General features: G+C 63.5%; 21 protein-coding genes. 8 read left to right on the forward strand and 13 right to left on the reverse strand.

Annotated features, from left to right (window positions below):
* Positions 1–73: 73 nt before the first annotated feature.
* The 3 genes from JYP50_RS07350 to pckA form a co-directional block, all read right to left on the reverse strand.
* Positions 74–661: a nuclear transport factor 2 family protein gene (locus JYP50_RS07350; RefSeq protein WP_206559851.1), complete on the reverse strand. Its 588-nt coding sequence runs from the start codon at positions 659–661 to the stop codon at positions 74–76.
* 155 nt (positions 662–816) lie between these two features.
* Positions 817–1,008 carry a CopG family transcriptional regulator gene (locus tag JYP50_RS07355; RefSeq protein ID WP_206559852.1) on the reverse strand — a complete coding sequence of 64 codons (192 nt, stop codon included), beginning with the start codon at positions 1,006–1,008 and terminating at the stop codon, positions 817–819.
* 100 nt (positions 1,009–1,108) lie between these two features.
* Complete coding sequence (gene pckA / locus JYP50_RS07360; RefSeq protein ID WP_206559853.1) at positions 1,109–2,731, reverse strand: phosphoenolpyruvate carboxykinase (ATP); 1,623 nt, start codon at positions 2,729–2,731, stop codon at positions 1,109–1,111.
* Positions 2,732–2,871: 140 nt separating this feature from the next.
* Here pckA and dauA point away from each other — a divergent pair, with 140 nt between their 5' ends.
* From dauA to JYP50_RS07375, 3 genes are all read left to right on the forward strand, one after another.
* The gene (gene dauA, locus JYP50_RS07365) at positions 2,872–4,614 is read left to right on the forward strand and encodes a C4-dicarboxylic acid transporter DauA (protein ID WP_206559854.1); all 1,743 of its coding nucleotides are present in this window, start codon (positions 2,872–2,874) and stop codon (positions 4,612–4,614) included.
* The gene (locus JYP50_RS07370; RefSeq protein ID WP_206559855.1) at positions 4,601–4,831 is read left to right on the forward strand and encodes a hypothetical protein; all 231 of its coding nucleotides are present in this window, start codon (positions 4,601–4,603) and stop codon (positions 4,829–4,831) included. Before dauA ends, JYP50_RS07370 begins: the two co-directional genes overlap by 14 nt.
* Before the next feature lie 80 nt (positions 4,832–4,911).
* A complete protein-coding gene (locus JYP50_RS07375) occupies positions 4,912–5,718 on the forward strand; it encodes a spermidine synthase (protein WP_206559856.1) in 807 nt (268 codons plus the stop codon).
* Here the strand turns inward: JYP50_RS07375 and zapE are convergent.
* The 3 genes from zapE to JYP50_RS07390 all read right to left on the reverse strand — a co-directional run bounded on the left by zapE (position 5,715) and on the right by JYP50_RS07390 (position 8,720).
* On the reverse strand, positions 5,715–6,830 hold the full coding sequence (zapE, locus tag JYP50_RS07380) for a cell division protein ZapE (protein WP_206559857.1): 1,116 nt from the start codon (positions 6,828–6,830) through the stop codon (positions 5,715–5,717). The genes JYP50_RS07375 and zapE overlap by 4 nt on opposite strands.
* A gap of 7 nt (positions 6,831–6,837) precedes the next feature.
* On the reverse strand, positions 6,838–6,987 hold the full coding sequence (locus JYP50_RS07385) for a DUF2970 domain-containing protein (protein WP_206559858.1): 150 nt from the start codon (positions 6,985–6,987) through the stop codon (positions 6,838–6,840).
* Positions 6,988–7,352: 365 nt separating this feature from the next.
* Complete coding sequence (locus JYP50_RS07390; protein WP_206559859.1) at positions 7,353–8,720, reverse strand: aspartate aminotransferase family protein; 1,368 nt, start codon at positions 8,718–8,720, stop codon at positions 7,353–7,355.
* A gap of 195 nt (positions 8,721–8,915) precedes the next feature.
* On the opposite strand from JYP50_RS07390, the gene JYP50_RS07395 reads away from it, so the two are divergent.
* On the forward strand, positions 8,916–10,265 hold the full coding sequence (locus JYP50_RS07395; RefSeq protein WP_206559860.1) for a glutamine synthetase family protein: 1,350 nt from the start codon (positions 8,916–8,918) through the stop codon (positions 10,263–10,265).
* Positions 10,266–10,390: 125 nt separating this feature from the next.
* On the opposite strand, the gene JYP50_RS07400 is transcribed toward JYP50_RS07395, so the two are convergent.
* The 3 genes from JYP50_RS07400 to JYP50_RS07410 form a co-directional block, all read right to left on the reverse strand.
* Positions 10,391–11,962: a fibronectin type III domain-containing protein gene (locus JYP50_RS07400; protein ID WP_347136738.1), complete on the reverse strand. Its 1,572-nt coding sequence runs from the start codon at positions 11,960–11,962 to the stop codon at positions 10,391–10,393.
* A 658-nt stretch (positions 11,963–12,620) separates the two neighbouring features.
* Positions 12,621–13,451, reverse strand: a complete 831-nt coding sequence (locus JYP50_RS07405; protein WP_206559862.1) for a response regulator transcription factor — start codon at positions 13,449–13,451, stop codon at positions 12,621–12,623.
* A gap of 29 nt (positions 13,452–13,480) precedes the next feature.
* A complete protein-coding gene (locus JYP50_RS07410) occupies positions 13,481–14,359 on the reverse strand; it encodes a LysR family transcriptional regulator (RefSeq protein ID WP_206559863.1) in 879 nt (292 codons plus the stop codon).
* Between the two features lie 104 nt (positions 14,360–14,463).
* On the opposite strand from JYP50_RS07410, the gene JYP50_RS07415 reads away from it, so the two are divergent.
* Both JYP50_RS07415 and JYP50_RS07420 read left to right on the forward strand, forming a co-directional pair.
* Positions 14,464–15,651 (forward strand): acyl-CoA dehydrogenase, encoded by a 1,188-nt coding sequence (locus JYP50_RS07415; RefSeq protein ID WP_206559864.1) that lies wholly within the window; start codon positions 14,464–14,466, stop codon positions 15,649–15,651.
* Entirely contained in the window at positions 15,648–16,853 is a 1,206-nt protein-coding gene (locus tag JYP50_RS07420) for a CaiB/BaiF CoA transferase family protein (RefSeq protein ID WP_206559865.1), read from the forward strand. Before JYP50_RS07415 ends, JYP50_RS07420 begins: the two co-directional genes overlap by 4 nt.
* Here the strand turns inward: JYP50_RS07420 and JYP50_RS07425 are convergent.
* A complete protein-coding gene (locus tag JYP50_RS07425) occupies positions 16,837–18,198 on the reverse strand; it encodes an OmpP1/FadL family transporter (RefSeq protein WP_206559866.1) in 1,362 nt (453 codons plus the stop codon). The two genes, JYP50_RS07420 and JYP50_RS07425, sit on opposite strands and share 17 nt — an antisense overlap.
* Before the next feature lie 263 nt (positions 18,199–18,461).
* Between JYP50_RS07425 and JYP50_RS07430 the strand changes: the two genes are divergently transcribed.
* Positions 18,462–19,637, forward strand: coding sequence for an alpha/beta hydrolase family protein (locus JYP50_RS07430; protein ID WP_206559867.1), 1,176 nt, complete (start codon positions 18,462–18,464; stop codon positions 19,635–19,637).
* Here JYP50_RS07430 and JYP50_RS07435 read toward each other — a convergent pair.
* Positions 19,624–20,436, reverse strand: a complete 813-nt coding sequence (locus JYP50_RS07435) for a M48 family metallopeptidase (RefSeq protein ID WP_206559868.1) — start codon at positions 20,434–20,436, stop codon at positions 19,624–19,626. The two genes, JYP50_RS07430 and JYP50_RS07435, sit on opposite strands and share 14 nt — an antisense overlap.
* Positions 20,437–20,550: 114 nt before the next feature.
* Entirely contained in the window at positions 20,551–21,639 is a 1,089-nt protein-coding gene (locus JYP50_RS07440) for a Rieske 2Fe-2S domain-containing protein (RefSeq protein ID WP_206559869.1), read from the reverse strand.
* A 218-nt stretch (positions 21,640–21,857) separates the two neighbouring features.
* Between JYP50_RS07440 and JYP50_RS07445 the strand changes: the two genes are divergently transcribed.
* The gene (locus JYP50_RS07445; protein WP_206559870.1) at positions 21,858–24,011 is read left to right on the forward strand and encodes a TonB-dependent siderophore receptor; all 2,154 of its coding nucleotides are present in this window, start codon (positions 21,858–21,860) and stop codon (positions 24,009–24,011) included.
* A 291-nt stretch (positions 24,012–24,302) separates the two neighbouring features.
* Here JYP50_RS07445 and JYP50_RS07450 read toward each other — a convergent pair whose 3' ends face one another.
* Positions 24,303–26,549 (reverse strand): TonB-dependent receptor, encoded by a 2,247-nt coding sequence (locus JYP50_RS07450; protein WP_206559871.1) that lies wholly within the window; start codon positions 26,547–26,549, stop codon positions 24,303–24,305.
* Positions 26,550–26,584 lie beyond the last annotated feature (35 nt).

Here is a 26,584-nt window from a genome sequence, read left to right on the forward strand (position 1 = left end):
GGCGCCGGGCTTCCGGGCGCCGGGCTTCCGGGCGCCGGGCTTCCGGGCGCCGGGCCTCCGGGCGCCGGGCTAGCTAACCCTGGCTTGCGGCGGGCGCGCCGTGGGCGCCGAGATAGTGCGAGCTGAACTTGGGGCTCTCCGGCAGCAGGCGGTTGAGTTCGTACAGCCGCTCGTAGCGCGTTTCGCGGATCAGCCACTTGCCGTCGATTTTCTGGTAGCGGTCCCAGTAGAGGGCGGTGCCGCGGGTGTGGGCCTTGTGGTCGAGCATCCACATGTCGTCGGCCAGGTACCAGATGCCCCGTGCCTCGGTGTCGCTGATAATTTCGATTTCCGGATGATGGCCGTTGTGGTGGCCCACCGCGCGGCTGTTGAAGGCGCCGCGGATGTTGTCGACGTAGGCCTGTTTGCCTTCCACTTTCCACTCGTAGGTGCCGCCGACGAAGTGCACGAGTACGTCGTCGTGAAACAGGGTGGTGAGTTCGTCGAGGTTGGCGGTGTCGATGCAGCGGAAGTAGGCGTGCTTGAGCTGTTTGATGGCCTCGATGTCCATGAGCTGCTGCACGCTGCGCCGCAATGCCTCGATGCCGTCGCCGGCTTCCAGCGGCTGGCCGCCGGTCATGCCCATGTTGGTTTTGTTCAGTACCTGACGCTGCTGGCTCATTGTGTGGCCCTCCTGATGCTGGTGATGGCCAGTGTACGTAGAGGGCCCTGCCGGGGTAACCCTGATTTCCGGGTGTCGGGGCTAGATAGTTGAGCTGGTTTTGAGAAGTTACCGTCGCGAGTGGTGGGCGATTGATGCCCCGGGCCGCGCGGCTGTCACTTGCGTTCCTCGCCGTCGTTGAACACCTGCTCCTTCCAGTCAGGCCCCAGGGCCTGTTCAATGTAATCGCGCATGAACTGGCGAATTTTCTGGGAGGGAGTCACGTCTTCCTGTTCGCATAGCCTCTCGAAAGTCGCTTTTTTTTGCGGGTCTACCAGAACCGTTAATCGTGCGGTACGTTTTTCCATTGCATTGCTCTTTCTGCGTCGGGTGCTTATGTTAATTTGATTAGCATGCCAGTGTACCGAAACGGAGCCGCCGGTCCCAGCGGCTCCGTGTGTTGCCCGGTTATTGCCGGGGTATTGCCCCGGGGCCTGCGCTGGTGAGTGCCGCGCCCTCGGGTGTATCGGTGAAGCGTTCGAAATTGGCGACGAACTTGTCGGCCAGCGAGGAGGCTTTTTGTGTCCAGTCCCCCGCATCCGCATAGGTCAACCGGGGGTCCAGCAGCGTGCTGTCTACGCCGGCGAGCGAGGTGGGGATGTCCAGGCCGAATATCGGCAGCTCGATGGTATCGGCCTCATCGATCGATCCGTCGAGGATGGCGTTGATAATACGCCGCGTCGCGCCGATCGATATCCGGTTCCCGCTGCCGTTCCAGCCGGTGTTGACCAGGTAGGCCCGGGCGCCGGCCCGCTCCATGCGCTGTTTCAGGACCGCGGCATATTGCGTGGGATGCAAGCTTAAAAACGCCGCGCCGAAACAGGCGGAAAAGGTCGGTGTCGGTTCGGTGATGCCGCGCTCCGTTCCGGCCAGCTTGGAGGTGTAGCCCGAGAGAAAATAATATTCGCTTTGGGCTTTTGTCAGGCGCGCAACCGGCGGCAGCACGCCGAAGGCGTCGGCGGTGAGAAAGATGACTCTGGTCGCGTGTCCGCCCACGGAAACCGGTTTGACGATGTTGTCGATATGATCGATCGGGTAGGACACGCGCGTGTTTTCCGTCTTCGATCCATCGTCGAAATCCACATCGCCTTGCGGGTTTACCGTTACATTTTCCAACAGGGCATTGCGTTTGATGGCGGCGTAAATCTCGGGTTCCTGCTCCCGGCTCAGGTTGATCGTTTTGGCATAGCAACCGCCTTCGAAGTTGAAGATGCCATTGTCGTCCCAGCCGTGCTCGTCGTCCCCGATCAGGGCGCGATTCGGGTCGGTCGAGAGCGTGGTTTTTCCGGTGCCGGAGAGGCCGAAAAAGACCGCGGTATCGCCATCGCGGCCCACGTTCGCCGAGCAGTGCATTGAGGCGATGCCCCGCTGCGGCAGCAGGTAGTTCATCACCGAGAAAAGGCCTTTTTTCATTTCGCCGCCGTACCAGGTGCCGCCAATGAGCTGCATCCGCTCGGTCATATTGAAGGCGACGAAATTCTCGGAGTTCAGGCCCTGTGATTCCCAGTCCGGGTTGGTGGTTTTGGCGCCATTGAGCACCACGAAGTCCGGTTCGAAGTTCTCCAGTTCATCCCGGTCGGGGCGAATGAACATGTTGGTGACGAAATGCGATTGCCAGGCGACTTCGGTGACAAAGCGCACGCGCAGGCGACTGGCGGGGTTGGCGCCGCAGAAAAGATCGTTCACGAAGAGGCGTTTGCCACTGAGCTGGTTGCCCACCAGGGCCTTCAGCGACTGCCAGGTTTGCGGGGTGATGGCCTTGTTGTCGTTGGCGCCCTGATCCGACCACCACAGGGTGTCGCGGGTCGTCGCGTCCTTGACGAAATACTTATCCTTGGGTGAGCGGCCGGTAAAAATGCCCGTGTCGACGGCCACGGCGCCGCTGTTGGTGACACGGCCCGCTTCGTAGCCGCTCAATTCCGGACGGGTCTCTTCCCGAAACAGGGTGTCGTAGTCGGGGTTGTAGAGAATCTCCGTCGGGCCGCTTATGCCGTAGCTTAACAGTTGTTCTCCTAGCTGGGATTCAATCATCAGGTTGTCCTTGGTTTGCACCAATGCTAAGTAAATGCCAATTTATGGATAATTATATGTTAATAGCATTATAATGTCATGGCTATTGCACTGCCCCGGGATTCCCTCGGGTTAGGCCCACCCCCGCCAGGAGACCGCCGATGCCACATCGCCAGCACCTGTTTTCACTGCGGTTGGGGCACGCGCTTCGGGAGTCGATCGCCGAGGGCTACGGCCGGGGCGATTTGATGAGGGATTTGGCCGCGGGCGTCACCGTCGGCGTCATTGCCATCCCGCTGGCAATGGCGCTGGCCATCGCCAGCGGCGTGCCGCCCCAATACGGTTTGTACACTTCGATTATCGCCGGCGGTTTGGTCGCACTGGCCGGTGGTAGTCGGTTCAGCATTTCGGGGCCGACAGCCGCGTTTGTCGTTATTCTGTACCCACTGGCCGGCAAATACGGGTTGGCCGGGCTGCTGCTCGCCTCGATCATGGCCGGGTTCATACTGATTGGCATGGCCTTTGCGCGCCTGGGGCGTTTCATTGAGTACATTCCCGAGTCGGTGACACTGGGCTTTACCGGCGGCATCGCGATTGTGATCGTGGTGCTGCAGATCCCGGATTTCATGGGGCTGGATCTGCCGGCACTGCCGGAAGGCTTTGTCGGCAAGGCGCGGGTGATTGCCGCCCATCTGCCGCGATTCGATATTGGGAGCGTTTCAGTTGCCGCCTTCACGCTCGCCGTGATGCTGCTCTGGCCGCGCCTCGGGAGCCCGGTCCCGCCCCACCTGCCGGCCCTGGTTTTCGCGTGTTTGCTAGGTGTGCTCTGCCAAAACATGGGTGTCGACGTGGATACCATCGGTTCACGGTTTCACTATTTGACGCCCGACGGGACCGAGGCGGCGGGTATTCCCCCATTTCTGCCGGCCTTCGAGTGGCCCTGGAACCGCCCGGGGGCGGACGGGGAGCCGCTGGGCCTGTCCCTGGACCTTGTCGCCGATTTGTTGCCGGCAGCGTTCGCGATTGCGATGCTGGGGGCTATCGAGTCGCTGCTGTGCGCCGTCGTGCTGGATGGCATGTCCGGCAAGCGCCACAGCGCGAACAGCGAATTGCTGGCCCAGGGCGTGGCGAATGTGTTTACCCCCTTCTTTGGTGGCATCACCGCAACCGCCGCCATTGCACGCTCGGCCACCAACTTCAAGGCGGGTGCCGTTTCACCCATCGCAGCGGTGATTCACGCCGCGGTGGTGTTGCTCGGATTGTTGTTGCTGGCCGGGGTTTTGGCCCTGGTGCCGATGCCGGCGATGGCGGCGCTGCTTATGGTGGTCGCCTGGAATATGAGTGAAGCGCGCAAATCCGCCAGGCTGGTCAAACACTCACCGAAGGGCGATGTGCTGGTGCTGTTGTCCTGTCTTTTGCTCACGGTTCTGTTTGATATGGTGATCGCGATTACGGTGGGAATAGTGCTGGCTTCCCTGTTGTTCATGAGGGAGATCGCGGCGCTTACCCGTGTCGTGGAGATTAGCGATAGCCGGGAGTTTGTTCAGCGGAAAATGCCGGCGAACTGGAAGGTGTTCAAGGTGCGCGGCCCGCTTTTCTTTGCCGCCGCCGACAGGATCTTTGCGGAGCTCGCCCAGCATGCCGAGGGCATCGATGGCATGATACTCAACGTTCGCTACAGTTCGTATCTGGATGCCGGCGGATTGGCGGCCATGGAAAAACTGATGGCGCATTGCGAGAAACACCAGGTGCAGCTCGTTTTTGCCGCCTGGCAGTTTCAGCCCATGAAAACACTCGCCAGGGCGCGCGGCAGCGGGAAAACCCCCCTGGATATGTCTTTCTCGAGCCTGGAGCTCGCCATCGATAATGTACTAGCCAGAGAACCTCCACATGAAATTGAATGAGGCCATTGAATTGGGAAAACAGGGCCGCTGGGAAGCGGCCCAGGTCAGGGTCAGTCCCGGGAACCGGGAGCAGTGGTTTGTCATGCTCCGCGATACCGAGCAGAAGTCTTTCATTCTGGCGGACAACGAGGATACCCCCATCGCGACGGAAGACATGAACAGCCTGGTTGAACTCGGCCGAACGATCGGCCTGAAGGAATTTACGGTGTTTCTGTAAATTATGTATGAGCAGCGTGCTGGCGGCCGTCCCGCCTGGCGCTGATTCCGACAAATCACCTTGCGGGAGCAAGTACACCATTGCATCAGTTTACCAATCGTCATTGCCCGCCAGTTCACTATGGCGGCAAGATCATTCATACGGCCGGGGACGAGTACGGGGATATTCTGGTTGTCGATGACGGCAACCAGCGGATACTGAGTTTTGATTCCTCGTTCGAGCAAAGCTGTATGCAGCGCTCCCGTCCTTGTCAGCTCGTGCATCAATATACCCAGTTTATGGCGCTCGCTACTGCCTTGGTCGAGCCTGTGCACGTCACCTTGCTTGGGCTGGGCGGCGGGAGCCTGTTGCGCACCTTGCATCACGTGGAGCCCCAATGCCATTTTCATATTGTTGAACTGAGGCCATTGGTTGTCGATATCGCCAGGGAATATTTTCAGTTGCCAGACGACCAGCGGACCCGTTTCACGCTTGGCGATGCCTTTGAGGAAATCGCGGCTATCGAAAGCAATAGCAGCGAGATCATCTTCTCCGATATGTACGATGCCTGCCAGATGGCGCCGGGGCAGGTGCAACAGACGTTTCTGGAACAGTGTCGCCGGGTTCTGCGGGAGGATGGGTGGCTGGTGATCAATTTTCTCGGCCGGCAGGGAGAGCGGCGCGCATTCCTTCAGACGCTGGGTGCTGTTTTTCCGACGGTCCTGGTTGGAGCTTCCAGTGAAAACTCCGTGCTTTTCGCCTCCGCCACTCGATACGATGCCGTCGCGCCGGATTCCAGTCGCCTCGATAGCCTGGAGAGAGCGCTGCGGCAGCGCTTCACGCATTTGGCGGCGCGGCTTGATCCCTTCGCGGTTCCCGGCGGCCGTGAGCGGGGCACAGCCCGCTAAAACTGACGGTATTGCATGGCCTGTAGCCGGCTGAGGGTGCGCCGAAACGGCGCGATCAAGTGCCCGGCGGTGTACAGCTCAAGCAAGGGCACGGCGGCCTCGACATACAGCGGTACGCCCCGGTCGTAGCATTCATCCACCAGCGCGATGAATCGCCGCACGCTGTCGTCCTTGACGGACAGGGCCGGTAGCTGACGATCCCCCGCCGCGACCTGGTGCGCGGCGTCCTCCGTGCCACGTGCAATTCTTTGGGCCGTGCATTGGCCGCTGAGACCGGGAACGCCTTCCAGCAGGATTGCCGGGTAGTGATCGCACAGGGCCATAAAATCCTGCGCGCCGAAGGGCTGCTCGCAGATGTCGGCAAAGCGCAACCAGATTGCGCTTGCGCAGCTTTGCACCACCGCCACAGAGCGGCCATTCAGGGCGCGAGGCTTGTGGGAGGCAGGGGCCGGGCCGCGCAATCTGGAAAAGACCTCCGCCAGGGCGCGCCGGTTATCGACCCAGTACCGTTGCTCGCCGGCGCGCGGGTGCTGGCGGTGGTCCAGGGCGCCGTCCAGTTCCACGACCTGCATGTGATCCTGCAGGGCGGCGATGGCGGGCACAAAGCGCTCGCGGTTGAAACCATCGGCGTAGAGTTGATCCGGGGCCTGATTGGAGGTGGCGACAATCACGATGCCGGCGTCGATCATGGCCTGGAACAGGGGGCCGAGCAGCATGGCGTCGCCAATATCACTGACAAAAAACTCGTCGAAGCACAGCACCTGTATGTCGCTGGCCAACTCACCGGCCAGGTGCTTCAGGGGATCGGCGACTCCTGTCAAGGCAAAGAGCCGGCGGTGTACCCAGCGCATGAAATGGTGGAAGTGCTGACGCCGTGAGCGGATGCGCAGGCAGCGATGGAACAGGTCCATCAGCCAGGTTTTGCCCCGACCGACAGGCCCCCACAGGTAGAGTCCGGGTTGCGTTAATCTCCCGCCGGAGTGCAAAGCGGCAAAGCGGTGCTCCAGCGCGTCTATTGCCTTGCGCTGTGCGGGGTCGTCGACGAAGCCCGGTTGCTGCGCGGCCAGCGCGTAGGCCTCCCGGGGCGAGGGTGTAGCCGTTTCCGGGGGCATGCGGCGGTCAGCCGGCTATCAGATTGACCAGGAGTACCAGCGCGGCGATGACGAGCGCGAAGTACACCCCGCCAGCGATAACCACGTGGAGGCCGTTCGCGCGCCGAAAGTCCTCCTCCCGCCTGGCATGGGAGCGCACGCCGATATGACTCGACATCAAAATCACCAGCAGGCGCTTGAACCCGAGGGGCTCTTCTCCCGGCGCGGGACTTTCGAGGCACTGCTGGCCAGGTGATTGCGCCGTTCCCGCCCTGCCGACTTCCGGTTTCCGGTCGGTCGCTGTCCTGGTTGCCGGTGAGTGTTGCTCGCGGGGTAGCGTCGCCATAGGGAGGTTCTCTTGCGATGGCGGTGACATGGAAGCCAGTGGCTTCCGGGTCATTGCCCATGCGGCGGAGGCAGCCCCTTGCATGGAAAGACACACATTGAGAAGTCGCTGGGTGTTAATTGGATGATCATACAACACACTGGCATCGCGCCGCGAATCCAAAAAAGCCCGGCGCCAGGGCCGGGCAAGGGGAAAGACTATTTGACGCCGAAGTGGCTCGCCGTTTCGTCCAGCGCGATACCCAGCTTCTCGATCAGGATATCGATTTCATCGGTGGAGCAGACCAGCGGCGGCGCCATGATCATCGCGTCGCCGGTCTGGCGCACCATCAGGCCGTTGCTGTTGGCGCGGTCGCGGCAGAACACCGCGCCGCGGCTTTCCGGCGCCAGGCGCTCGCGGGAAGCCTTGTTTGCCACCAGTTCCAGCGCCGCGAACATCCCCTGGCCGCGCACCTGGCCCACGATTGGGTGGCCCTCGAATTCCCGCAGGCGGCGCTGGAAGTGCGGCGCGATCTGCTCCGCGGCGGTTTCGATAATGTCGCTGCCGCGCAGGATCTCCAGGGTCGCCAGGCCCGCGGCGCAGGCCGCCGGGTGGCCCGAGTAGGTCAGGCCGTGGGTGAACTCGCCGCCCCCGGAGAGCAGCACGTCGGCGACCTGGTCGCCCACCATTACCCCGCCCAGCGGCATGTAGCCGTTGGTGATCGCCTTGGCGAAGGTCATCAGTTGCGGTTTGATGCCGTAGGTCTCGCTGCCGAACCACTTGCCCGTACGGCCGAAGCCGCAGATCACTTCGTCGGCGATCAGCAGGATGTCGCGCTCGTCGCAGATGCGCTGGATTTCCGGCCAGTAGGTTTGCGGCGGGATGATCACGCCGCCGGCGCCCTGCACCGGCTCGGCGATGAAGGCCGCCACCTTGTCCTCGCCCAGCTCCTCGATCTTGGCCTCCAGTTCCCGCGCCACCTGCAGGCCGTATTCGGCTTCGCCGAGGTCGCCGCCGTTCTCGAACCAGTGGGGCTGGTTGATGTGGTGGACGTAGGTCAGGCCGATGGCCTGCTTGTGCATGGGCGCCATTCCGCCCAGGGAGCCAGCGGCGATGGTTGAGCCGTGGTAGGCGTTCTTACGGCTGATAAAGAGTTTCTTCTCCGGCTTGCCCAGCAGGTCGAAGTAGCGGTGCACCAGGCGGATATTGGTGTCGTTGGCCTCGGAGCCGGAGTTGGTGAAGAACACGTGCTTGAACTGCGCGGGCGTTACCTCGGCCAGGGCCTTGGCCAGTTCCACCGCGGGCTGGTTGGAGCACTTGAAGAAGTTGTTGTAGTAGGGGAGCTCCCGCAGTTGGCGGTAGACCGCCTCGGCGATGCTGTGCTGGCTGTAGCCGAGGTTGCAGCACCACAGGCCGGACATGCCGTCGAGCATCTTGTTGCCGTCGGTGTCATGGATATAAATGTGCTCCGCGCGGTTCACGATGCGCCCGCCGTGCTCTGCATAGTCCTGCAGGTCGGTGAAGGGGTGCAGGTGGTGAGCGCGGTCCAGCTGCCGCAGCGCGGCGGTATCGGCCTTGATGTCCATAGCGTGGTTTCTCCGGTGCGTGTGCCTTGTGGGCGGTGCGCCGCTGTGCCGGGGGTCTACCCGGAAGTGTTATAGTCGCGGTTCGCTGAAAAGTGTTTAATTTACCGGTCAAGTTTGTCACAACGACCCGCGATCGCCATTACCCCAAAGGTGGTGTTTTGGCGCCCGGCCAGCCACATAACACGGAATACTCTCATGGCGGATACCGCCCAGCGCCTCCAGGCCTTTCTCGACGACAACCCCGACATCGAAGTGTTCGAGGTGATCCTCCCGGACATCGCCGGCGGCATGCGCGGCAAGTGGGTGACCCGCGACAAGATCCACAAGGTCTTCGCCGGGGAGCTCAAGCTGCCCGCCAGCTCGCTGGCCTTCGATGTCTTCGGCCGCGACGTGGAGGCCTGGGTGTTCGACTCCGGTGACGGTGACGGTTACTGCGAGGCCGACATCGACACCCTGGCGCGGGTGCCCTGGGGGAGCCGTCCCACCGGCCAGGTGCTGGTGTCCATGCGCGAACCCGATGGCAGCCCCAGTCCCCTGGACAGTCGCTACCTGCTGCGCGCCCTGGACGAGCGCCTGCGGGCCCGGGGCCTTACCGCGGTGATGGCCACCGAGATGGAGTTCTACTTGCTCGAGGACCGCCAGGACGAACTGGGGCGGCCGGTGCACACCCAGACCGACCGGGTGGGCGGCGCCACGGGGGCCGGGCAAACCTATAGCCTGGACACCATGGCGGAGATGGGAGAGTTGATGCACGCCATTCGCGATGCCTGCGATATCCAGGGTTTGCCGGTGGATACCCTGATCAAGGAGAGCGCGCCGTCCCAGTACGAGATCAACCTCTACCACAGCGACGACGTGCTCCGGGCCGCCGACCAGGCGGTAATGCTGCAGCGGGCGATCAAGGGAGTGGCCCGGGAACACGGCCTGCGCGCCACCTTCATGGCCAAGCCCTTCGGCGACCTGGCGGGCAACGGCATGCACGTGCACTGCAGCCTGCTGGACGAGGCGGGCCACAACGCCTTCGACGACGGTACCGGCCAGGGCACGCCCCTGCTGCGCCAGGCCATCGCCGGCTGCATGGCGGGGATGGCCGACAGCATGTTGCTATTGGCGCCCAATCTCAATTCCTACCGCCGCTTCCAGCGCGGCTCCCACGCGCCGATGGCGCCCTGCTGGGGCTACGAGAACCGCACGGTGTCGATCCGCGTGCCCGCCGACGCCCCGGCGGCGACCCGCATCGAGCACCGCGTGGCGGGTGCCGATGCCCACCCCCACCTGGTGTTGGCGGCGATCCTGGCCGGGATACTGCAGGGCATCGAGCAGCAACTGGAGGCGCCGGCTCCGCTGGAGGGCAATGCCTACGAACAGCTGCCCCCCAGCCTGCCCCGCTACTGGCCCGAGGCCCTGGCGCGTTTCGCCGACTCGGCCTTTATCCAGGACAATTTCGGCGCCGAGTTCCAGCGCGTATACACCCTGATCAAACAACAGGAAATCGACGAGTTCGATCGCCAGGTGACGCCGATGGAGTACGACGCCAGCCTGTGAGCTTGCGTGGGCCAAGGGGTAGGTTCGCCGATGGTGGTGGCGCCGGTGCGTCCGTGGGGGTCGCGGGCCGCAAAAAAAAGCCCGGCAGGGAATGCCGGGCTTTGGGGTGAATCGTGCAGCGCGAGCTATCGCGAATAGTGCCTGAGGCCCGCCAGGCCTATCAGGCTACCCAGTGCGGCCAGCAGCCACACCGGCAACACGGGGACGGGTTCGATGGGCGGCACCACGGCGGTGACCGGGTCGGTGATCTGGCCCAGTACGGCGTCGTCGTCCAGGGGGCCATTGTCGGTCACGGTGTAGGTGATTTTGTTGCCGGCGATGGTTGCGCCGGGTATTTCCACCCACTCGCCGCTGGCGGAGACCTTGTAGGCCACACTGCGGGGGGGAAGGTCTTCGCCAAAGAGCGCCTCGATGGTCACCGACGCGCCGCAGCCGTTCAACGTGAAATGCAGCTGCTTGTCCAGCGCTTCGCCCGGGGCGGTATCGAGGTGGGCGGTGCTATTCTCCACCGGCCCGCCGAAGGTACAGCCGAGGGGCGCGCCAAGCACCCGGATACCGATACCCGTACCGCCGGCGTCGCCGTTGTCGCCGATGCCGTCACCGTCCGTATCAACATCCTCCACCGGGTCGCTGGGAAAGGCATCGTTGGTATCCAGCGTGCCGTCGCCATCGGAGTCCTGTTCGGGCGTCACCGCGTTGCTCGATGCCGAAGCCGGGCTGTCACCGACACTGTTGGTCGCCACCACCGTGAAGGTGTAGGCCGTGCCGTTGGTCAATCCCGCAACGGTACAGGGCGAACTGGAGCAGGTGCCGGTCAGGCCGCCCGGCGCGCTGGTGGCGGTGTAGCCGGTGATCGCCGCGCCGCCGCCATTGGCGGGGGCCGTGAAGGCCACCGTCGCCTGGGCATTGCCCGCCGTGGCGGTGCCGATGCTGGGTGCGCCGGGAACGGTCGCTGGGGTCACTGCGTTGCTCGCGGCGGAGGCCGGGCTGTTACCCGCGCTGTTGGTCGCCACCACCGTGAAAGTGTAGGCCGTGCCGTTGGTCAATCCCGCAACGGTACAGGGCGAGCTGGAACAGGTGCCGGTCAGGCCGCCCGGCGCGCTGGTGGCGGTGTAGCCGGTGATCGCCGCGCCGCCGTCATTGTCGGGGGCCGTGAAGGCCACCGTCGCCTGGGCATTGCCCGCCGTGGCGGTGCCGATGGTGGGGGCGCCGGGAACGGTCGCTGCTGGGGTCACCGCGTTGCTTGCGGCGGAGGCCGGGCTGTTACCCGCGCTGTTGGTCGCCACCACCGTGAAGGTGTAGGCCGTGCCGTTGGTCAATCCCGCAACGGTACAGGGCGAGCTGGAGCAGGTGCCGGTCAGGCCGCCCGGCGCGCTGGTGGCGGTGTAGCCGGTGATCGCCGCGCCGCCGTCATTAGCGGGGGCCGTGAAGGCCACCGTCGCCTGGGCATTGCCCGCCGTGGCGGTGCCGATGGTGGGGGCGCCGGGGAGCGTGGGCGGGCCGCCCGAGGCGTAGATTCTAAAATTGTGGTCGCCACTGCTGTACGCGGAGGTGTTGACATAGGCCATTCCGCTAGAGTAAATGGTCGGCGCGGGTTGAGCGAAGTGCGCTGCCACATCGACGAAATCACCGGCACCGGGATCGGTGTGCCCGTCGGCATCGTCTAGCCGGAGATAGTACTCGCCTCCGTTCGTCACATTGATGGGTGCGTCAAAGGTTACGCCTTGCCATCCATGAGTCGCCATAACGGTAAAATTTTTCTGTGCCAGTACCGCACCGTTTGCTCCCCCTGACCTAATACTCAGGATGGCTTCGTTGGTGGCGTTGCCCCCCGCGCGCACGCCGAGGTACATCGCAGCCCCACTGATCACCGAGGTGTTCGCGATGAAGGACTGGCTGATATATCCCTGAAAAGTGCCCGTATAAGTAACACCCCAGTTACCGTAGGGGGTGGTAGAGCCCGAACTCGGGATGCCATCGACCTCCAGTGCCGGTGCCGCATGGGCGAGAGAATGGATAAATACCGAGACTAACGCCAACAAAGGACGAACGGCTTGCTTCATGTGAAAGGCTCTTTTTCGTGTTTAAATTAAGCGCGAAATGGTGGAATCCGGATTTAATGATCTGGCCGGTTAAGGGAGAAAAATGCGCGGGACAGGAACATACCATATATCCAGGTTTCGAGCGGCCGGAAAGATACCAGAGAGCGCTGGTTTGACCAAGCCCATCGCGCGCCTGTGAGTGTGAACAGGCCCCCCGTCTCCGTTGTGTGGGTGAAGCGCGGTCCCTGGTTCGCTGGCACTGAACCGCCTAAAGCATTTACCTGTTTTTCAGGCCAGACGGAATTGTGCGCCGCTATTGCGGTGGCTGCAGGTACGCCACCAGGGTGTCGCCCCCCTGATAGTCCTTCGCGCTCATCAGCGAATCGAGGAAGAGGTAGAACAGCTCGGCCTGGGAGCTGACCTCGAGCTTGGCATAGGCGTGCTTGCGGTGCAGCTTGACCGTCTCGATGGAGATGGATAGTTTTTCCGCCACGGTCTTGGTGCTGTGGCCGTGCAGCACCAGGTGGATCACCTGGGTCTCGCGCTCGGTGAGCAGGCTTTCGCCGAAGGCGCGCAGCGCCTCGTGCAGTTTCTTGCGCAGGTCCACGCTGCCGGGGGCGGCCTCGATATCGCGCTGCCAGTGCTGCCGGCAGAGGGTTTCGATCACCGGCAACACGCTGTGCAGGGTGCCCACTTCCTGTCGGCTAAAGCTGCCGCGGGGCCGGGTCTTGCCCAGGGCGATGTTCGCGAACCCGGTCTCGCTCAGGCGCACGATGTAGCCGCACTCATCCTTGTAGCCGCAATTGCGGTACCAGTTTTTGTAGTACTCGCTGTCGCGGAAGCCGGCCGGCGATAAATCGCGCAGGCGATACAGGCCGAAGCGGTTTTCGGTGCCGGCGATATAGTAGGGGTCGAGCACGAAGGCGCCGCTGACGAAGCGGTCCAGGGTCGAGCTGCCGCCGTCGTTGGGTACCTCGAAGTAGTCGATCACCGGGTACTCCCGTTCGGGATAGACCACCACGGTGGCGTCGTCGATGGCCACCAGGCCGCGCAGGGTCGCGATCAGTCGCGCGGGGAATTGTGGCGTGCGCACCTCGGCGATCAGGTGGGCGAGGTGCTGGCTGTACTCGGTCAGGTCGCGCATGCTGTCGGCGTATTATTAAAAGTCCGGCATCATAACTTGAATGCCGCCCAATCCAAAAAGGCCTGGTTGGCGCGGGAGATGGCGCGTCCCCGGCGCTTGGCCAGCGACATGCGGAGGCGGGCGTCCCCGGCCAGGGGGACCGCGACGATCCCCGGCTCGCCGGCGGCCATGATTTCCAGGCCGATGGTGGTGCCCAGGCCCTGCTTCACCATGCGCACCAGCAGCGGCAGGAAATTGCTCTGCATGCGCAGCTCGGGGCTGACGTCGCGCGCCCGGCACAGGCGATCCAGCTGGTCGCGGATAAAGTAGCCGCTTTCGTACACCACCATCGGCGAGCCGTGCAGTTCCTCGATATCGATCCGCGCCCGCCCGGCCCAGGGGTGGTGCTCGGCCATGCACAGCAGTATCGGCTGTTCCAGCAGCGGAACCCGCTCCAGCTGCGCCAGTTCGTCGGCGGCGCCGTCCTCGCTGATGACCCCCAGCTCGAGCTCGCCCTCGAGCAGTTGCCGGCGCACGTGCGTGGTGCCCAGCTGGCTGACGCTGGCGGTGAGCCCCGGGTGCTCGCCGAGGAATTCACCGAGGAATTCCGGCAGGTAATAGGTGGCCACCATAGAGGGGCAGCTGACCGTGAGCTCGCCGCGCATCAGCCCCCGGCGCTCGCCGAACTGGCGCTCCAGTTCCGCCACCTGCCCGAGAATGGCCTCGGCCCGCTGGCACAGCTCCCGGCCCTCGGCGGTCAGCCGCACCCGGCGACCGCTGCGGTCGAACAGCGCCAGCCCCAGCTCCTCCTCCAGCTTGCGCACCGCGATGCTCACCGCCGGCTGCGCCATGTGCAGTTGCTGCGCCGCCTGGCTGAAGCTGCCCAGGCGGGCGACGGTGGCGAAGATGTCGAGTTTGCGCAGGTCCATATTCAATATATTTTATATATGAATTCTATATATAACATATATTTTATAAATGTAGTGGGCTCTGCTACTTTGAAGGGACTATTCAGCGACGGATGGATCGACCCATGGCACAGCAAAAAAAGTGGCAGAAACTGAACTGGCAGGACCCCTTCCTGCTGGAGCTGCAACTCAGTGACGAGCAGCGCATGGTGCGCGACAGCGCGGCCCAGTACGCCCAGGGGCAACTGGCGCCGCGGGTGCGCGAGGCCTACCGAGCCGAGTCCACCGACCCGGCGATTTTCCGCGAGATGGGCGAACTCGGCCTGCTCGGCGCCACCATCGACGGCTACGGCTGCCCCGGGGTGGATTACATTTCCTACGGCCTGATCGCCCGCGAGGTGGAGCGGGTGGATTCCGGCTACCGCTCGATGATGAGCGTGCAGTCCTCGCTGGTCATGTACCCGATCTACGCCTACGGCACCGAGGAGCAGCGCGAGAAGTACCTGCCGAAACTCGCCAGCGGCGAGTGGATCGGCTGTTTCGGCCTCACCGAGCCTGACCACGGTTCCGACCCCGGCTCCATGGTCACCCGCGCCCGCTCGGTGGACGGCGGCTACAAACTCTCCGGGGCCAAGATGTGGATCACCAACAGCCCCATCGCCGACGTGTTCGTGGTCTGGGCCAAGACCGACGACGGCAAGATCCGCGGTTTTGTGCTGGAAAAGGGCATGGACGGCCTCAGCGCCCCCAAGATCGAGGGCAAGCTGGCCCTGCGCGCCTCCATCACCGGCGAGATCGTGATGGACGAGGTCTTCGTGCCGGCGGAAAACCTGCTGCCCAACGTGGAGGGCCTGAAGGGTCCCTTCGGCTGCCTCAACAACGCCCGCTACGGCATCGCCTGGGGCGCCCTGGGCGCGGCGGAGGCCTGCTGGCACGCCGCCCGTGACTACACCATGGAGCGCAAGCAGTTCGACCGGCCGCTGGCCGCCAACCAGCTGATCCAGCTGAAGCTGGCGGACATGCAGACCGACATCAGCCTCGCCCTGCAGGGCTGCCTGCGCGCGGGCCAGCTGATGGACGCCGGCCAGATCGCGCCGGAACTGATCTCCCTGATCAAGCGCAATTCCTGCGGCAAGTCCCTGGAGATCGCGCGCAAGGCCCGCGACATGCTGGGCGGCAACGGGATCTCCGATGAGTACCCGGTGATGCGCCACATGGTGAACCTGGAGGTGGTCAACACCTACGAGGGCACCCACGACGTGCACGCGCTGATCCTCGGCCGCAGCCAGACCGATATCCCGGCCTTCGGATGAGCGGAGCGCTTTCCGACCTGCGCGTCCTCGACCTGTCGCGGATTCTGGCCGGCCCCTGGGCCAGCCAGCTCCTGGCGGACCTGGGCGCGCGGGTGATCAAGATCGAGCGCCCCGGCGCCGGCGACGACACCCGCGGCTGGGGCCCGCCCTACCTGCGGGACGCGGCGGGCAGGGAGACCGCGGAGTCGGCCTATTACCTCTGCGCCAATCGCGGCAAGCAGTCGGTTTGCGTCGACATGAAAAGCCCCGAGGGGCAGGCCACCCTGCGCCAGCTCGCCGCCGAAAGCGACGTGGTGATCGAGAACTTCAAGGTCGGGGACGCCGCCCGTTACGGTCTCGATTACGCCAGCCTGGCGGCGGACAACCCCGGCCTTATCTATTGCTCCATTACCGGTTTCGGCCAGACCGGCCCCCTCAAGGACCGGCCGGGCTACGATTTTCTGGTGCAGGCCATGGGCGGGTTGATGAGTGTGACCGGCGCGCCCGACGGCGAGCCGGGTGCCGGGCCGCAGAAAGTGGGGGTGGCGCTGACCGATATCATGACCGGTCTCTACGCCACCGTGGGCATCCTCGCCGCCCTCGCCGAGCGGCAGCGCTCCGGCCTGGGCCAGAGCGTGGACCTGGCGCTGCTCGACGTGACCGCCGCCACCCTCGCCAACCAGGCCACCAACTATCTGGTCGGCGGGGTGAACCCCTCCCGCCTGGGCAACGCCCATCCCAACATCGTGCCCTACCAGAGCTTTGTCGCCCGCGACGGCCACCTGGTGGTGGCGGTGGGCAACGACGCCCAGTTCCGGCGCTTCGTGCAGGTACTGGGCCGGCCGGAGCTGGCGGACGACCCGCGTTTCGCCAGCAACCGCGACCGCGTGCAACACCGGGAGCGGTTGATTCCCCTGCTGCAGGCGGCGCTGCTGGAGCGGGACAAGGACGAGTGGCTCGCCCTGCTGGAAGAGGCGAAGGTTCCGGCGGGACCGATCAACACGGTGGCGGAGGTGTTCGCCGAACCGCAGATACTGGCCCGCGACATGCGGGTCAATGTGCCGCACCCCGACAACCCCGCGCTGGAGCTGGTGGGCAATCCCATTCGCCTGTCGCGCACGCCGGTGGCCTATGACCGGGCGCCGCCGCGGCTGGGGGAGCACACGGCGGCGGTACTGGCGGAGCTCGCCGCGGAGGCGGGCGACTCTAGAACCGGTAGTTGAGCGACACGCCCAGCAGCCAGGCCCGGGTGGTGGTGGTTTTGCCGTCGAAGTAGGTCGGCACCGGCACGTTGGCGTATTCCTGGATGGTCTCGCCGTCGCCCCACAGGTAGGCGAGGCTGGCGTCCACGCTGAGCGTCTCGCTGGCCTGGTAGCTGGCGCCGAAGGTCAGCCACTGGCGGTCGGTGTCGGGGATCGACAGGGTGCGCCAGGTGACGTCGAGGCCTGCTTCCTCGGTGTGGCGGCGGTTCAGGCCGTCCCGGGCCGCGCCCTCGTCGTAGGCGTAGCCGGCGCGCAGGGTAAGCTGGTCCCGGTAGTACTCGGCGCCCAGGCTGTAGCGCCAGCCGCTTTCGAAATTCTCTTCCTTGATCAACAGCGGGTTGTACAGTTCGCCGCCCGCGGCGTTGGCCTGGCCGGGCACATAGGCCTCCAGGGCCTCGAAGTCCGCCCAGTCGGCCCACATGGCGCCCAGCACCAGTCCCCAGTTGGCGTTCATGCGGTGGTAGATTCCCAGTTCCAGGGTGTCCGGCAGGTCGACGCTCAGCTCGCCATCGGCGCCGTCCAGGGTGCCGCCGCCCGCCAGGTCCGGCAGCAGGTCGGAGCTCAGCTCGCCCTCCAGTTCCGGGCTCTGTTCCGAGTGGTAGGACAGGCCCACCCGGGTCGCCGCGTTTGGCTGCCACAGCGCGCCGACGCTCCAGCCCAGCTCCCAGGCGTCGCCCTCCAGCTCGAGCACGCCCAGGCCCGACAGCGATGGCGCCAGGGCCAGGTCCTCGGGGATGCTGCTGAGGATGGTGCCCTCGGCGTAGAGGACCTTCAGGGCGGCGCCAATGCTGAAGGTGTCGTTGATCTTGAAGGCCACCGAGGGCGCCAGGTTGACGCTCAACAGTTCGGTCTTGTTGGCGATGTGGCTGACCAGGAAGTCGTCGTCGAAGTCGGTTTCCAGGCCAAAGTTGGTGTACATGGACAGGCCCGCGGACCAGCGCTCGTTGACCGGCAGCGCGAGATGGGCATTGGGTATCCAGGCACTGGTGGCGTAGTCCGTGGCCTGGTCGGGCATGGTGATGGACGGCCCGCCCGGCACCATCAGGGTGACGTCGCCGCGGGCGTCGATTTCCGGGTTGACGTGGATCACGCCGAGGGTGAGCTCGCGGGTCTCGAACAGTGCCGAACCCGCCGGGTTGCGGGCCAGGATGGCGGCGTTGTCGCCCACGGTGTTTTCGGCGGCGAAGGCGCGGCCGAGGCCGTTGGCGCTGGTTTCCTGCAGGTAGAAGCCCGCGGCCAGGCTGCCGCTGGAGCTCGTGCCGAGGACCGCCGCGAGTAGCGCGCGGCGCAGTCGTGCGTTGTTCATAGGGATTTCCTGAAGCGATTGTCTTGCAGTGTGGCGGAAACAAGCTGCCAGCGACCGGATACCCGGAGCAGAAACCGAGCCAAAAAGTGGCGCGGGGGCGCGGCGAAGGCGCGTGCCCGGGGAAGTGGGCCGCTTTATACAGTCCAGCCGATGAAAAATCCAGCCCGGTTTGGCGGGCCCGCTGGCACAGTGGCGCGCAAATCGGAAATAATGGTCCGTCCCCCGCGCAGGCCAGCGGGGCTCATCGCGCAAGGAGTCAGATAATGAAAATACTGCTGAACCTGCTGTTGGTGCTGCTGCTGGTGTCGGTCGCGGCAATCGGGGCGCTGGTGTTCGGCTGGCAGCCCGAGCCCTTTCCACCGCACAGTGCCAGCAATGCCCGCCTGCAACCGGGCCCCCTGTCGGTGGCGCATTACGATACGGTGTTCGAGGATCGATCCCGCGCCACCAGCGCCAACAAGGACTACCCCGGCGCCGACAGCCGCCGGCTGGAGGCCACGGTGTGGCACCCGGCGGTAACCGATGCCGGCCCCCACCCACTGCTGGTGTACAGCCACGGCTACTCCTCCAACCGCCGCGGTGGCGCCTACCTGGCGGAGTACATGGCCAGCCTCGGCTATGTGGTGGCGGCCATCGATTTTCCGCTGACCAATATGTACGCCCCGGGCGGGCCATGGGTTAGGGACGTGGTCAACCAGCCCGCCGACGTGCGCTTTGTTATCGACCGGATACTGCAGGATGCCGCCACACCGGATCACCCACTGGCGGGCCTGGTGGACCCGGGCCGCATCGGGGTTTTCGGCCTCTCCCTGGGGGGGCTGACCACGGAACTGGTGGCTTTTCACCCCGAGATGCGCGATCCCCGGGTCGGCGCCGCGCTGTCCATCGCCGGTCCTACCTCCATGTTGGCCCCGGCGTTTTTCCGGCAGCGCGCCGGGCTGCCCTTCCTGATGCTGGCGGGTGATATCGATGCCCTGGTGCCCTGGGACAGCAACGCCGCGCCGATTCCCGGGAAACTGCCCGGCGCCGAGCTGGTGACCGTGCGCGGGGCCTCGCACACCGGCTTCGCCGGCCCGGCGGCGTGGATGCGCTGGATGGACAACCCCGACGCCCTGGGTTGCTACATTGTCACCCGCAATATCGGCGAGGACATGGACGAGCCCTGGTTCGAGCTGATCGGCTCGCCGGAGCAGGGCGTGATTGCCGATGGCGAGAATGAGTTGTGCCGCGTGGACCCGCTGCCGGAGGCGATGAATGTACTGCGCCAGCAGATGATCACCCGGGTGGTGGTGGGCAGTTTCTTCGATCACCACTTCGCCCTGTCGGGCGAGCGGCGAGCGGCGGCCCGGGCCTACCTGCGCGAGCAGATGGCCGCGGAATTGCCGGAAGTGGAGTACGCGGTGAGTCCGCCGCGGGTCGCCGGCGCTAGCGCACAATAGTTACCGGGTGCACCGCCGCCAGCTGGCCGCTGGGGTTGAGTTTGCGCGCCTCGGCGCCCATCGCCGCCAGGGCCGCCTGCCGGTTTTCCGGCGCGGGGTGGGTGCTGAGGAATTCCGGCGGCCGGTCGCCGCCGACCTGGGCCATCTTCTCCCACAGGGTGACCGCGGCGTCGGGGTCGTAGCCGGCGCGGGTGGCCAGTTCCAGCCCGATCTGGTCGGCTTCCGCCTCGGCGGTGCGGCTGTTGGGCAGCTCCAGCGCCACCTTGGCGGCCAGGGCGGCGCCGCCGAGGGCCGCGGCGTGATGGTCCGACAGTATCGCCACCGTGGCCACGCCGAGGTTGGTGGCCATGGCGCGGGACATGCGCTCGGCGGTGTGGTTGGCCAGGGCGTGGGAAATTTCGTGGCCCATGATCTGGGCGAACTCATCGTCGGTGAGTTTGAGTTTGTCGATCAGGCCCGTATAGACCGCCATCCGACCGCCGGCCATGCACCAGGCGTTGACCGTTTCCGGGTCGTCGACGATGGCCACGCTCCACTCCCAGTCCCTGGACTGGGGATACAGGGCCACCGCCTCGGTGACCAGGCGCCCGGTAATGGTGGCCACCCGGTCGGCGAGTTTCGGGTCGTCGATCAGTTTGTCCTGCTCGTCGAGCTGCGACATCGTGCTCAGGTAGGCTTTCTTCGATTCCACGATGGCGGACTGGGGGGACACCAGCATCAGCTGGCTGCGGCCGGTGGGGCTGGTGGCGCACGCGGTGACCAGGCCGCAGGCGACGAGAATCAGTGACAGTTTTTTCATGGCGATACCTCCGTCCCCTATTCTAGCAGGATGCTGCAAAAGCTTGGATCAATACGGGGGGCGGTGGTTCAAAAAGCGGTGGCGGGCCCCCGGAGGGGCCCGCGGGAGAGGGCGCTAGAACGGCAGCCCCTGGTCGATGTCGTGGCCGCGGTCCTCGGGCTTGTCCATGCCCTGGGTGTGCAGGATGCCGTTGAGCTCCCGTTGCGTGGCCTTTGCATCCTCGGGCTGCTGGAAGAACTGGCTGTACCAGCGTCGCCCCACCTTGAAGGGGCCGTCGGTCTTGAGCTGCATGATTTTCAGCGCGGGACGCTTGTTTTGCCAGATGTTGAAGTCGGCGCTGAAAGCCTCCAGAGCACCGGCCTGGGCGTGTTTCGCGGCCTCCCGGTCGGCTCCGGTGGCGGGGCTTTCGCTGCCCTGGTAGAGGCAGGCGTGCCAGCATTTCACCTTGCCGTCCTCGATCGGGGTATTGGCGATCAACTCGTAGATGACGGTGTCGCCGAACACCTGCTTGGACAGCAGCAGGCCGGGGCCGGTATACCAGGTGGTGGTATACAGGTAGCAGTTGTACAACTGCATCGGGCCGCCCTGGCGCTGGATGTACACATGGTCCTTGAACTCGTTCTCGAAGTACTCGCTCGGGGCGCCGTGGGTCGGGCCCAGGTGGCGCACGTCGGCCATGTTGTCGAGGATTTCCTGGGGGTGAATCTCCAGCTCCCCCAGGTGGTCCAGCTCCCAGCGCACCCATTGCGGGTCGTCCCACTCCGGCAGGAAGGGCGGCTCGTAGTCGGGTGCGCGGCCCTCCGGGTCGTACCAGGCCATGATGCAGCCCATGTTGTCCACCACCGGGTAGGAGCGGATCGAGGCCGATTTGGGGCAGGGGCCGTCGTGATAGGGGATGTCGTCCACGTCGCCATCGGCGTTGTAGCGCCAGCCGTGGTAGGGACAGCGGATGGAGTCGCCCTCGATTTGCTCGCCGTTCTTGACGATCATCGCGCTGTTGCTGTCGGTCAGGTGCGTGCCCATGTGCGCGCAGTAGGCATCGAGAAGAACCGGCCGTCCGCTTTCCCCCCGGTACAGGGCCAGGTCCTGGCCGAAGAAGCGCACGGCCAGGGGGCCCTGGTCCAGTTCCTTGCTCTCGGCCACGATGAACCAACCCCGCGGGAAAGTGTTCGGTCCCAGTCCGTAGTCGGCTGCTGTTGCCATTGGAAACTCCCTCTATTGCGGTGAGCCGCCAGTATAGACAAGAGCCGGTCGTAGAAAATCACTGTCGCGGGCCGAGCCGCTATTCAGTGGCAAACGGCACAACTATTTGGCTTGAAGCCCGGTTTGAAGTAAATGATAATGTTTATCAGTTAGATTAACTTTTGGTTCGTCGCCACACCGTGACGGCAGACTTGGCTTCGAAGATTCAGGGGGAATCCATGTTTACACGCAATCCGCGCGGCCGCCTGGCCGCGGCGATCTCCATCGCCCTCGCCGCCGGCGTCACCCAGGCCCGCGAGGCCGCGCCGGCAACAGACGAGCGCATGGAGGAGGTCATTGTCAGCGGCAGCCTGTCGCGCTACTCCGCGCTCAAGTCCGATACCCCGATCATGGAGACCGCGCGCTCGGTGACCATCGAAAGCCTGCGGGACATCCAGGACAAGGGGGCCCTGACCCTGGACGACACATTTACCTACAGCGCCGGCGTCACCGGCGAGACCTACGGTTTCGCCACCCGGGGCGACTGGCTGAAGGTGCGCGGCCTGGATGTGCCCCAGTACCAGGACAGCCTGCAGTCCCTGTTCGGCAACTACAACAACACCCGCCCCGACGTGTACACACTGGAGCAGGTGGAAATTCTCAAGGGACCGGCCTCGGTGCTCTATGGCAAGGGCTCCCCGGGTGGGTTGGTGAATGTGGTCAGCAAGCGGCCCAGGGAAGAGGCGGCGCACGAGATCGTGTTGGACTACGGCAGTTTCGACCGCGCCCAGCTGGCCCTTGATTCCATGGGCGCCATCGACGCTGGCGGCAAGTGGTTGTACCGGGTCGTGGGTGTCTATCGCGAGGCGGATACCCAGGTGGACCGTGTGACCGACGACTCGGTGGTGTTCGCGCCGTCGATCACCTTCCGCCCCACCGACAGCAGCAACATTACCCTGCTGTACAACTACACCCGGTACGATAACGACACCGCGGCCCAGTACCTGCCGGTCCAGGGCACCCTGCAGGCTGCCCCCAATGGCAAGCACATTGACAGCAGCGCCTACTTCGGCGAGCCCGGCTTCAACAAGTACGACGCCGAAACCCACGCCCTGACCCTGCTGGCGGACCACCAGTTCAACGAGGTGTGGGGCATGGAAATCACCGCCCGCTACACCGATGCCAGCGCCGACTACCAGCAGGCCTGGACCGCCTTCCTGCCCACCCCGGGGCGCTATGTCTACAATCCCGATGGCAGCCTGTACAAGGACGGCACCGTGCCGCGCACCTTCTACCGCAACGACCAGACCTCGGAGCAAGCGGCCATCGATGCCCGCCTGCGCGCGAGCTTTGACACCGGCGGCCTGAGTCACGAAGTGTTGATGGGAGTGCAGTACCAGGATGTCACCACCGGCGCGGCGGGCTATTACGAGTTCGCGCCGGGATACGATTTTGCCACCGGTCTGCCGGATGATGTGCTTGGCGACACCTACTGGATCAACGTATTCAATCCCCGGTACGGCGCCAGCGCGCCACTGGACTACCTGAACAGCCGCTATACCGTGCGCCCGGACACCGAGAGCATCGACTATGGGGTGTACATCAATGACCAGATCAGCGTGGACAACTGGCGCATCACCCTGGGTCTGCGTTACGACGATACGGAAACCGAAACCGCCGGCCAGAGCCAGCAGGACGACGCACTGAGTGGTGCCGCCGGGGTGCTCTACCAGTTCGACAACGGCTTCGCGCCCTATGTGAGCTGGGCCCAGTCCTTCGAGCCGGTGATCGGTAACAACAACGACCCGGATAACCCCCGGCCGCTGGATCCCCAGGAGGGCGAACAGTGGGAGTACGGTGTTAAATACCAGCCGGACGATTTTCCCGGCATGGTGACCTTCGCCTACTTCGATATCGAGCAGACCAACCTTAACGACCCGGCCGGCGAGCCGACTGTTATCCAGCAGCAGAGTGGCGTGGCCCGCTTCGAGGGCTGGGAACTGGAAAGCCTGATCGACTTTGGCGCTATCACCTGGGAGCTGAACCTCAGCCAAATCGATACGGAAACCGCCAACGGTTTCCATGTGGACAGCGTGCCCGAAAAGCAGGCCTCCACCTGGGTGGGCTACCGGCCCGGGGGCCAGCTGGCCGGCTTCAAGGCCGGCGCCGGCCTGCGCTATCTGGGCAAGCGCTATGGCGGGGCGGATATCATCGAAGTCGCCTCGGTCACCCTGGTGGATTTGATGGTGGGTTACGAATTCGATCGCTGGGACCTGAGCGTGAACGTGCGCAATGCCGGTGACCGGGAGTACTTCGCTAGTTGCCTGGACCGCGGTGACTGCTGGCCGGGTGACGAGCGTTCTATCGTAGGCCGTGTTCACTACCGCTTCTAGACCGGGCCTCTATCTTCCCGCAGGGCGCAATATATTCTGCCTGGTCACCTAAACGCCGGTCCGCTTGCTCGCCCGTGGAGCTCACCAACCGGCGGGTGCAGCTTGCTGGCACTACAGGAAAAAGCCCGGCATCACTGCCGGGCTTTTCGATGCCTGTAACCTCCCGCTTACCGCGCTTACAGCCTGAGACCCAAGAGGCCCGCCAGTCCCCGAGGGCCGCCAGCAGCCAAACCGGCGGTACGGGTTCGATGGGCTGCATCACGGCGGTGACCGGGTCGGTGGCGTCGTCCACTACCGGAAGGTGTAGTCGACAGTTAGCCCGTAGCTTCGCGGTGGCGCATAGATATTGACAGTACCTGCAAAGCCGCTGATCGCAGAGTGCAAACGATATTCTTCGTCGGCAAGGTTCTTCACCCAGGCGACGACGCGCCAGTCTTGACCTGAACTGTACCAGGAGGCATTGGCATTGATCAGTTCGACCGCCTCTTCCTCGCGCAGAGGGCTGTTATCCGGGTCAAAAAAGAAACTGGACTTGTAGTCATAGCTCAGCGACAGTTCCAGCTCACTCCCCCGGGGCAGGGGCTGGTAGTAGGAGGCCTTGATGTTTCGACTATGCTTGGGCGCACGCGGCAAGACATTGCCGCTGTAGTCATCGTCACCACTAATATAGGTGTCATACTCCGCATCCAGATAAGACCAGCTTCCCGAGAGCCGTAGCCGATCCGTAACGGCGGCGACAAACTCGACGTCCAGCCCCTGGCTGGTCGCCTCGGCATTGTCGCTCACCAGACTAAAGCCCTTCAGGGTGAAAACCTGCAGGTCGGAATATTCCATATTGAAGGCGGAGACATTCAGTCGCAAGCGATTGCCGAACCACTCGGTTTTGGCGCCTATTTCATAGTTTGTTACAGTTTCCGGCTCAAGAGGCGTCGTTGCAGATTCAGCTGACATTGCCTGGCCAATAAAAGCGCCACTCTTGTAACCGTTCGCAGCCGTAAAATAAACGAAGCCGTTATCGTTGATCTGGTAGTTCAAGCTGAGTGAGGGGGTGAATTCACTCCAGCTCTCAGACGCCTCGGCGTTGGCATAGGGCGGTGCTCCAGACAATGGCACGCCGGTGTGACCCTGTCCTTCGTAATCGAGTGCAGACTGATTGATCTTTTTCTTGTCGTAGCTCCAGCGGCCACCAAAGCTGGCGGAGAAATCATCGGTGAAGTGATAGTTGGCTTGCGCAAATACTGCGTGCGAATCACTTTTCGCGTCCTGAAAAAATTCGACATTGCCACCCAGAAGCGTTGCCGCACCAAGAGGTCCGTTGGGCCCAAAAATACTCGTGGGATCATCGTTGCCCACCTGGGAATCGAAACGCTCGCGGCGATCAACATTTTCACGCATGTAGTAATACCCCGCGATCCATTGCAGGGGGGCGCCTCCATTTGAGGTCAGGCGCAGTTCCTGTGAGAACTGATCGGCCTGCTCCTCTGCGTTGTTATGCACGATTAGTGGCAGCGTTGCCGCGGGAAGACCACTTAAATCGTCGAGCCATTTGTAATCACTTTCGCGGTATGCGCTGATGGACGAAAAAGTCGCCAGTGGTGTATCCCAGGTAACTTTCGCCAGGAGACCGCCGAGGTCCCGTTCCTGATAGGTCTCGACATCACCAGTGCATTTTCGGATATCACCTTGAGTCGTAGCGGCTACTGCGAGTCTATAAATCGGCGTCAGCGGACGAGTGTCTTCATCAAGTTCGCCGATAGAGCGACAGTTACCGTTGTTTTCATCGGTTGAGTAGTCGGCACCAAGGAGAATTTCCAGATTGTCGCTGGGGAATACCGCAAGCTGGGCCCTCGTGCTGAGGTTGTCTACATCATGGGTGTCTTGCCCGGTTGAAATATTCTCGGCATAGCCGTCTGTATCCTTCTTGCTGAAAGCAAACTTACCAGCCACATTGTCAGTGATGGCCCCGTTAATCAGTCCGGTAAATTTCTTCAAGCCGAGGTTTCCCGCGGTAACGCCAAGCTTGGCTTTGAACTCTTCCGAAGGCTTCGAGGTAACGACACTGACCGCTCCTCCGACCACATTCTTACCGAACAAAGTACCCTGGGGGCCTCGCAAGACTTCAATGCGCTCAATATCGTAGAGCTCAAAGCTTGCACCGCCAGACCGGCCGATATACACGTCGTCCACAAACATGGCGACTGGTGAGTCGGAAGCTGCGGAGTCCTGTGTGGACCCGATACCCCTGATGTACAACTGCGGTTCCGCAATATTATATTGGGTCATCGTAAAGCCGGGAGTCTGCCGGCTGATATCGTTTAGTCCGGCTATTCCGCTTTCCCCAACACTCTCTCCGCCGATAGCGGTTACCGAAACTGGTACTTCCTGCAAGCTTTCCGATCTTCTCTGAGCAGAAACAATAACCTCTTCCAATGCATAGTTTTCGGCTAATGCCTGAGAGGGATTCATCAAAGAGGTCGCAACTACTACAGCGTTTGCCAAGGTGATCGATGAAGGCACTATTTGATTTTTATATTTCATTTCGTAATTCCCATGAGAGATGTTTGTTAGGCGAT

This window comes from Parahaliea mediterranea, assembly GCF_017255185.1.
Taxonomy (GTDB): Bacteria; Pseudomonadota; Gammaproteobacteria; order Pseudomonadales; family Halieaceae; genus JAFKCZ01.

Excerpts from the sequence above, each read along its gene's own strand:
- JYP50_RS07350 (WP_206559851.1), bottom strand. The coding sequence starts at position 661 with ATGAGCCAGCAGCGTCAGGTACTGAACAAAACCAACATGGGCATGACC.
- JYP50_RS07395 (WP_206559860.1), top strand. The coding sequence starts at position 8,916 with ATGGCGGATACCGCCCAGCGCCTCCAGGCCTTTCTCGACGACAACCCC.
- JYP50_RS07415 (WP_206559864.1), top strand. The coding sequence starts at position 14,464 with ATGGCACAGCAAAAAAAGTGGCAGAAACTGAACTGGCAGGACCCCTTC.
- JYP50_RS07410 (WP_206559863.1), bottom strand. The coding sequence starts at position 14,359 with ATGGACCTGCGCAAACTCGACATCTTCGCCACCGTCGCCCGCCTGGGC.
- JYP50_RS07390 (WP_206559859.1), bottom strand. The coding sequence starts at position 8,720 with ATGGACATCAAGGCCGATACCGCCGCGCTGCGGCAGCTGGACCGCGCT.
- JYP50_RS07450 (WP_206559871.1), bottom strand. The coding sequence starts at position 26,549 with ATGAAATATAAAAATCAAATAGTGCCTTCATCGATCACCTTGGCAAAC.
- JYP50_RS07420 (WP_206559865.1), top strand. The coding sequence starts at position 15,648 with ATGAGCGGAGCGCTTTCCGACCTGCGCGTCCTCGACCTGTCGCGGATT.
- JYP50_RS07385 (WP_206559858.1), bottom strand. The coding sequence starts at position 6,987 with ATGTCGAGTCATATCGGCGTGCGCTCCCATGCCAGGCGGGAGGAGGAC.
- zapE (WP_206559857.1), bottom strand. The coding sequence starts at position 6,830 with ATGCCCCCGGAAACGGCTACACCCTCGCCCCGGGAGGCCTACGCGCTG.
- JYP50_RS07435 (WP_206559868.1), bottom strand. The coding sequence starts at position 20,436 with ATGAAAAAACTGTCACTGATTCTCGTCGCCTGCGGCCTGGTCACCGCG.
- JYP50_RS07405 (WP_206559862.1), bottom strand. The coding sequence starts at position 13,451 with ATGCGCGACCTGACCGAGTACAGCCAGCACCTCGCCCACCTGATCGCC.
- JYP50_RS07355 (WP_206559852.1), bottom strand. The coding sequence starts at position 1,008 with ATGGAAAAACGTACCGCACGATTAACGGTTCTGGTAGACCCGCAAAAA.
- JYP50_RS07370 (WP_206559855.1), top strand. The coding sequence starts at position 4,601 with ATGAAATTGAATGAGGCCATTGAATTGGGAAAACAGGGCCGCTGGGAA.
- JYP50_RS07440 (WP_206559869.1), bottom strand. The coding sequence starts at position 21,639 with ATGGCAACAGCAGCCGACTACGGACTGGGACCGAACACTTTCCCGCGG.
- dauA (WP_206559854.1), top strand. The coding sequence starts at position 2,872 with ATGCCACATCGCCAGCACCTGTTTTCACTGCGGTTGGGGCACGCGCTT.
- JYP50_RS07425 (WP_206559866.1), bottom strand. The coding sequence starts at position 18,198 with ATGAACAACGCACGACTGCGCCGCGCGCTACTCGCGGCGGTCCTCGGC.
- pckA (WP_206559853.1), bottom strand. The coding sequence starts at position 2,731 with ATGATTGAATCCCAGCTAGGAGAACAACTGTTAAGCTACGGCATAAGC.
- JYP50_RS07430 (WP_206559867.1), top strand. The coding sequence starts at position 18,462 with ATGAAAATACTGCTGAACCTGCTGTTGGTGCTGCTGCTGGTGTCGGTC.
- JYP50_RS07445 (WP_206559870.1), top strand. The coding sequence starts at position 21,858 with ATGTTTACACGCAATCCGCGCGGCCGCCTGGCCGCGGCGATCTCCATC.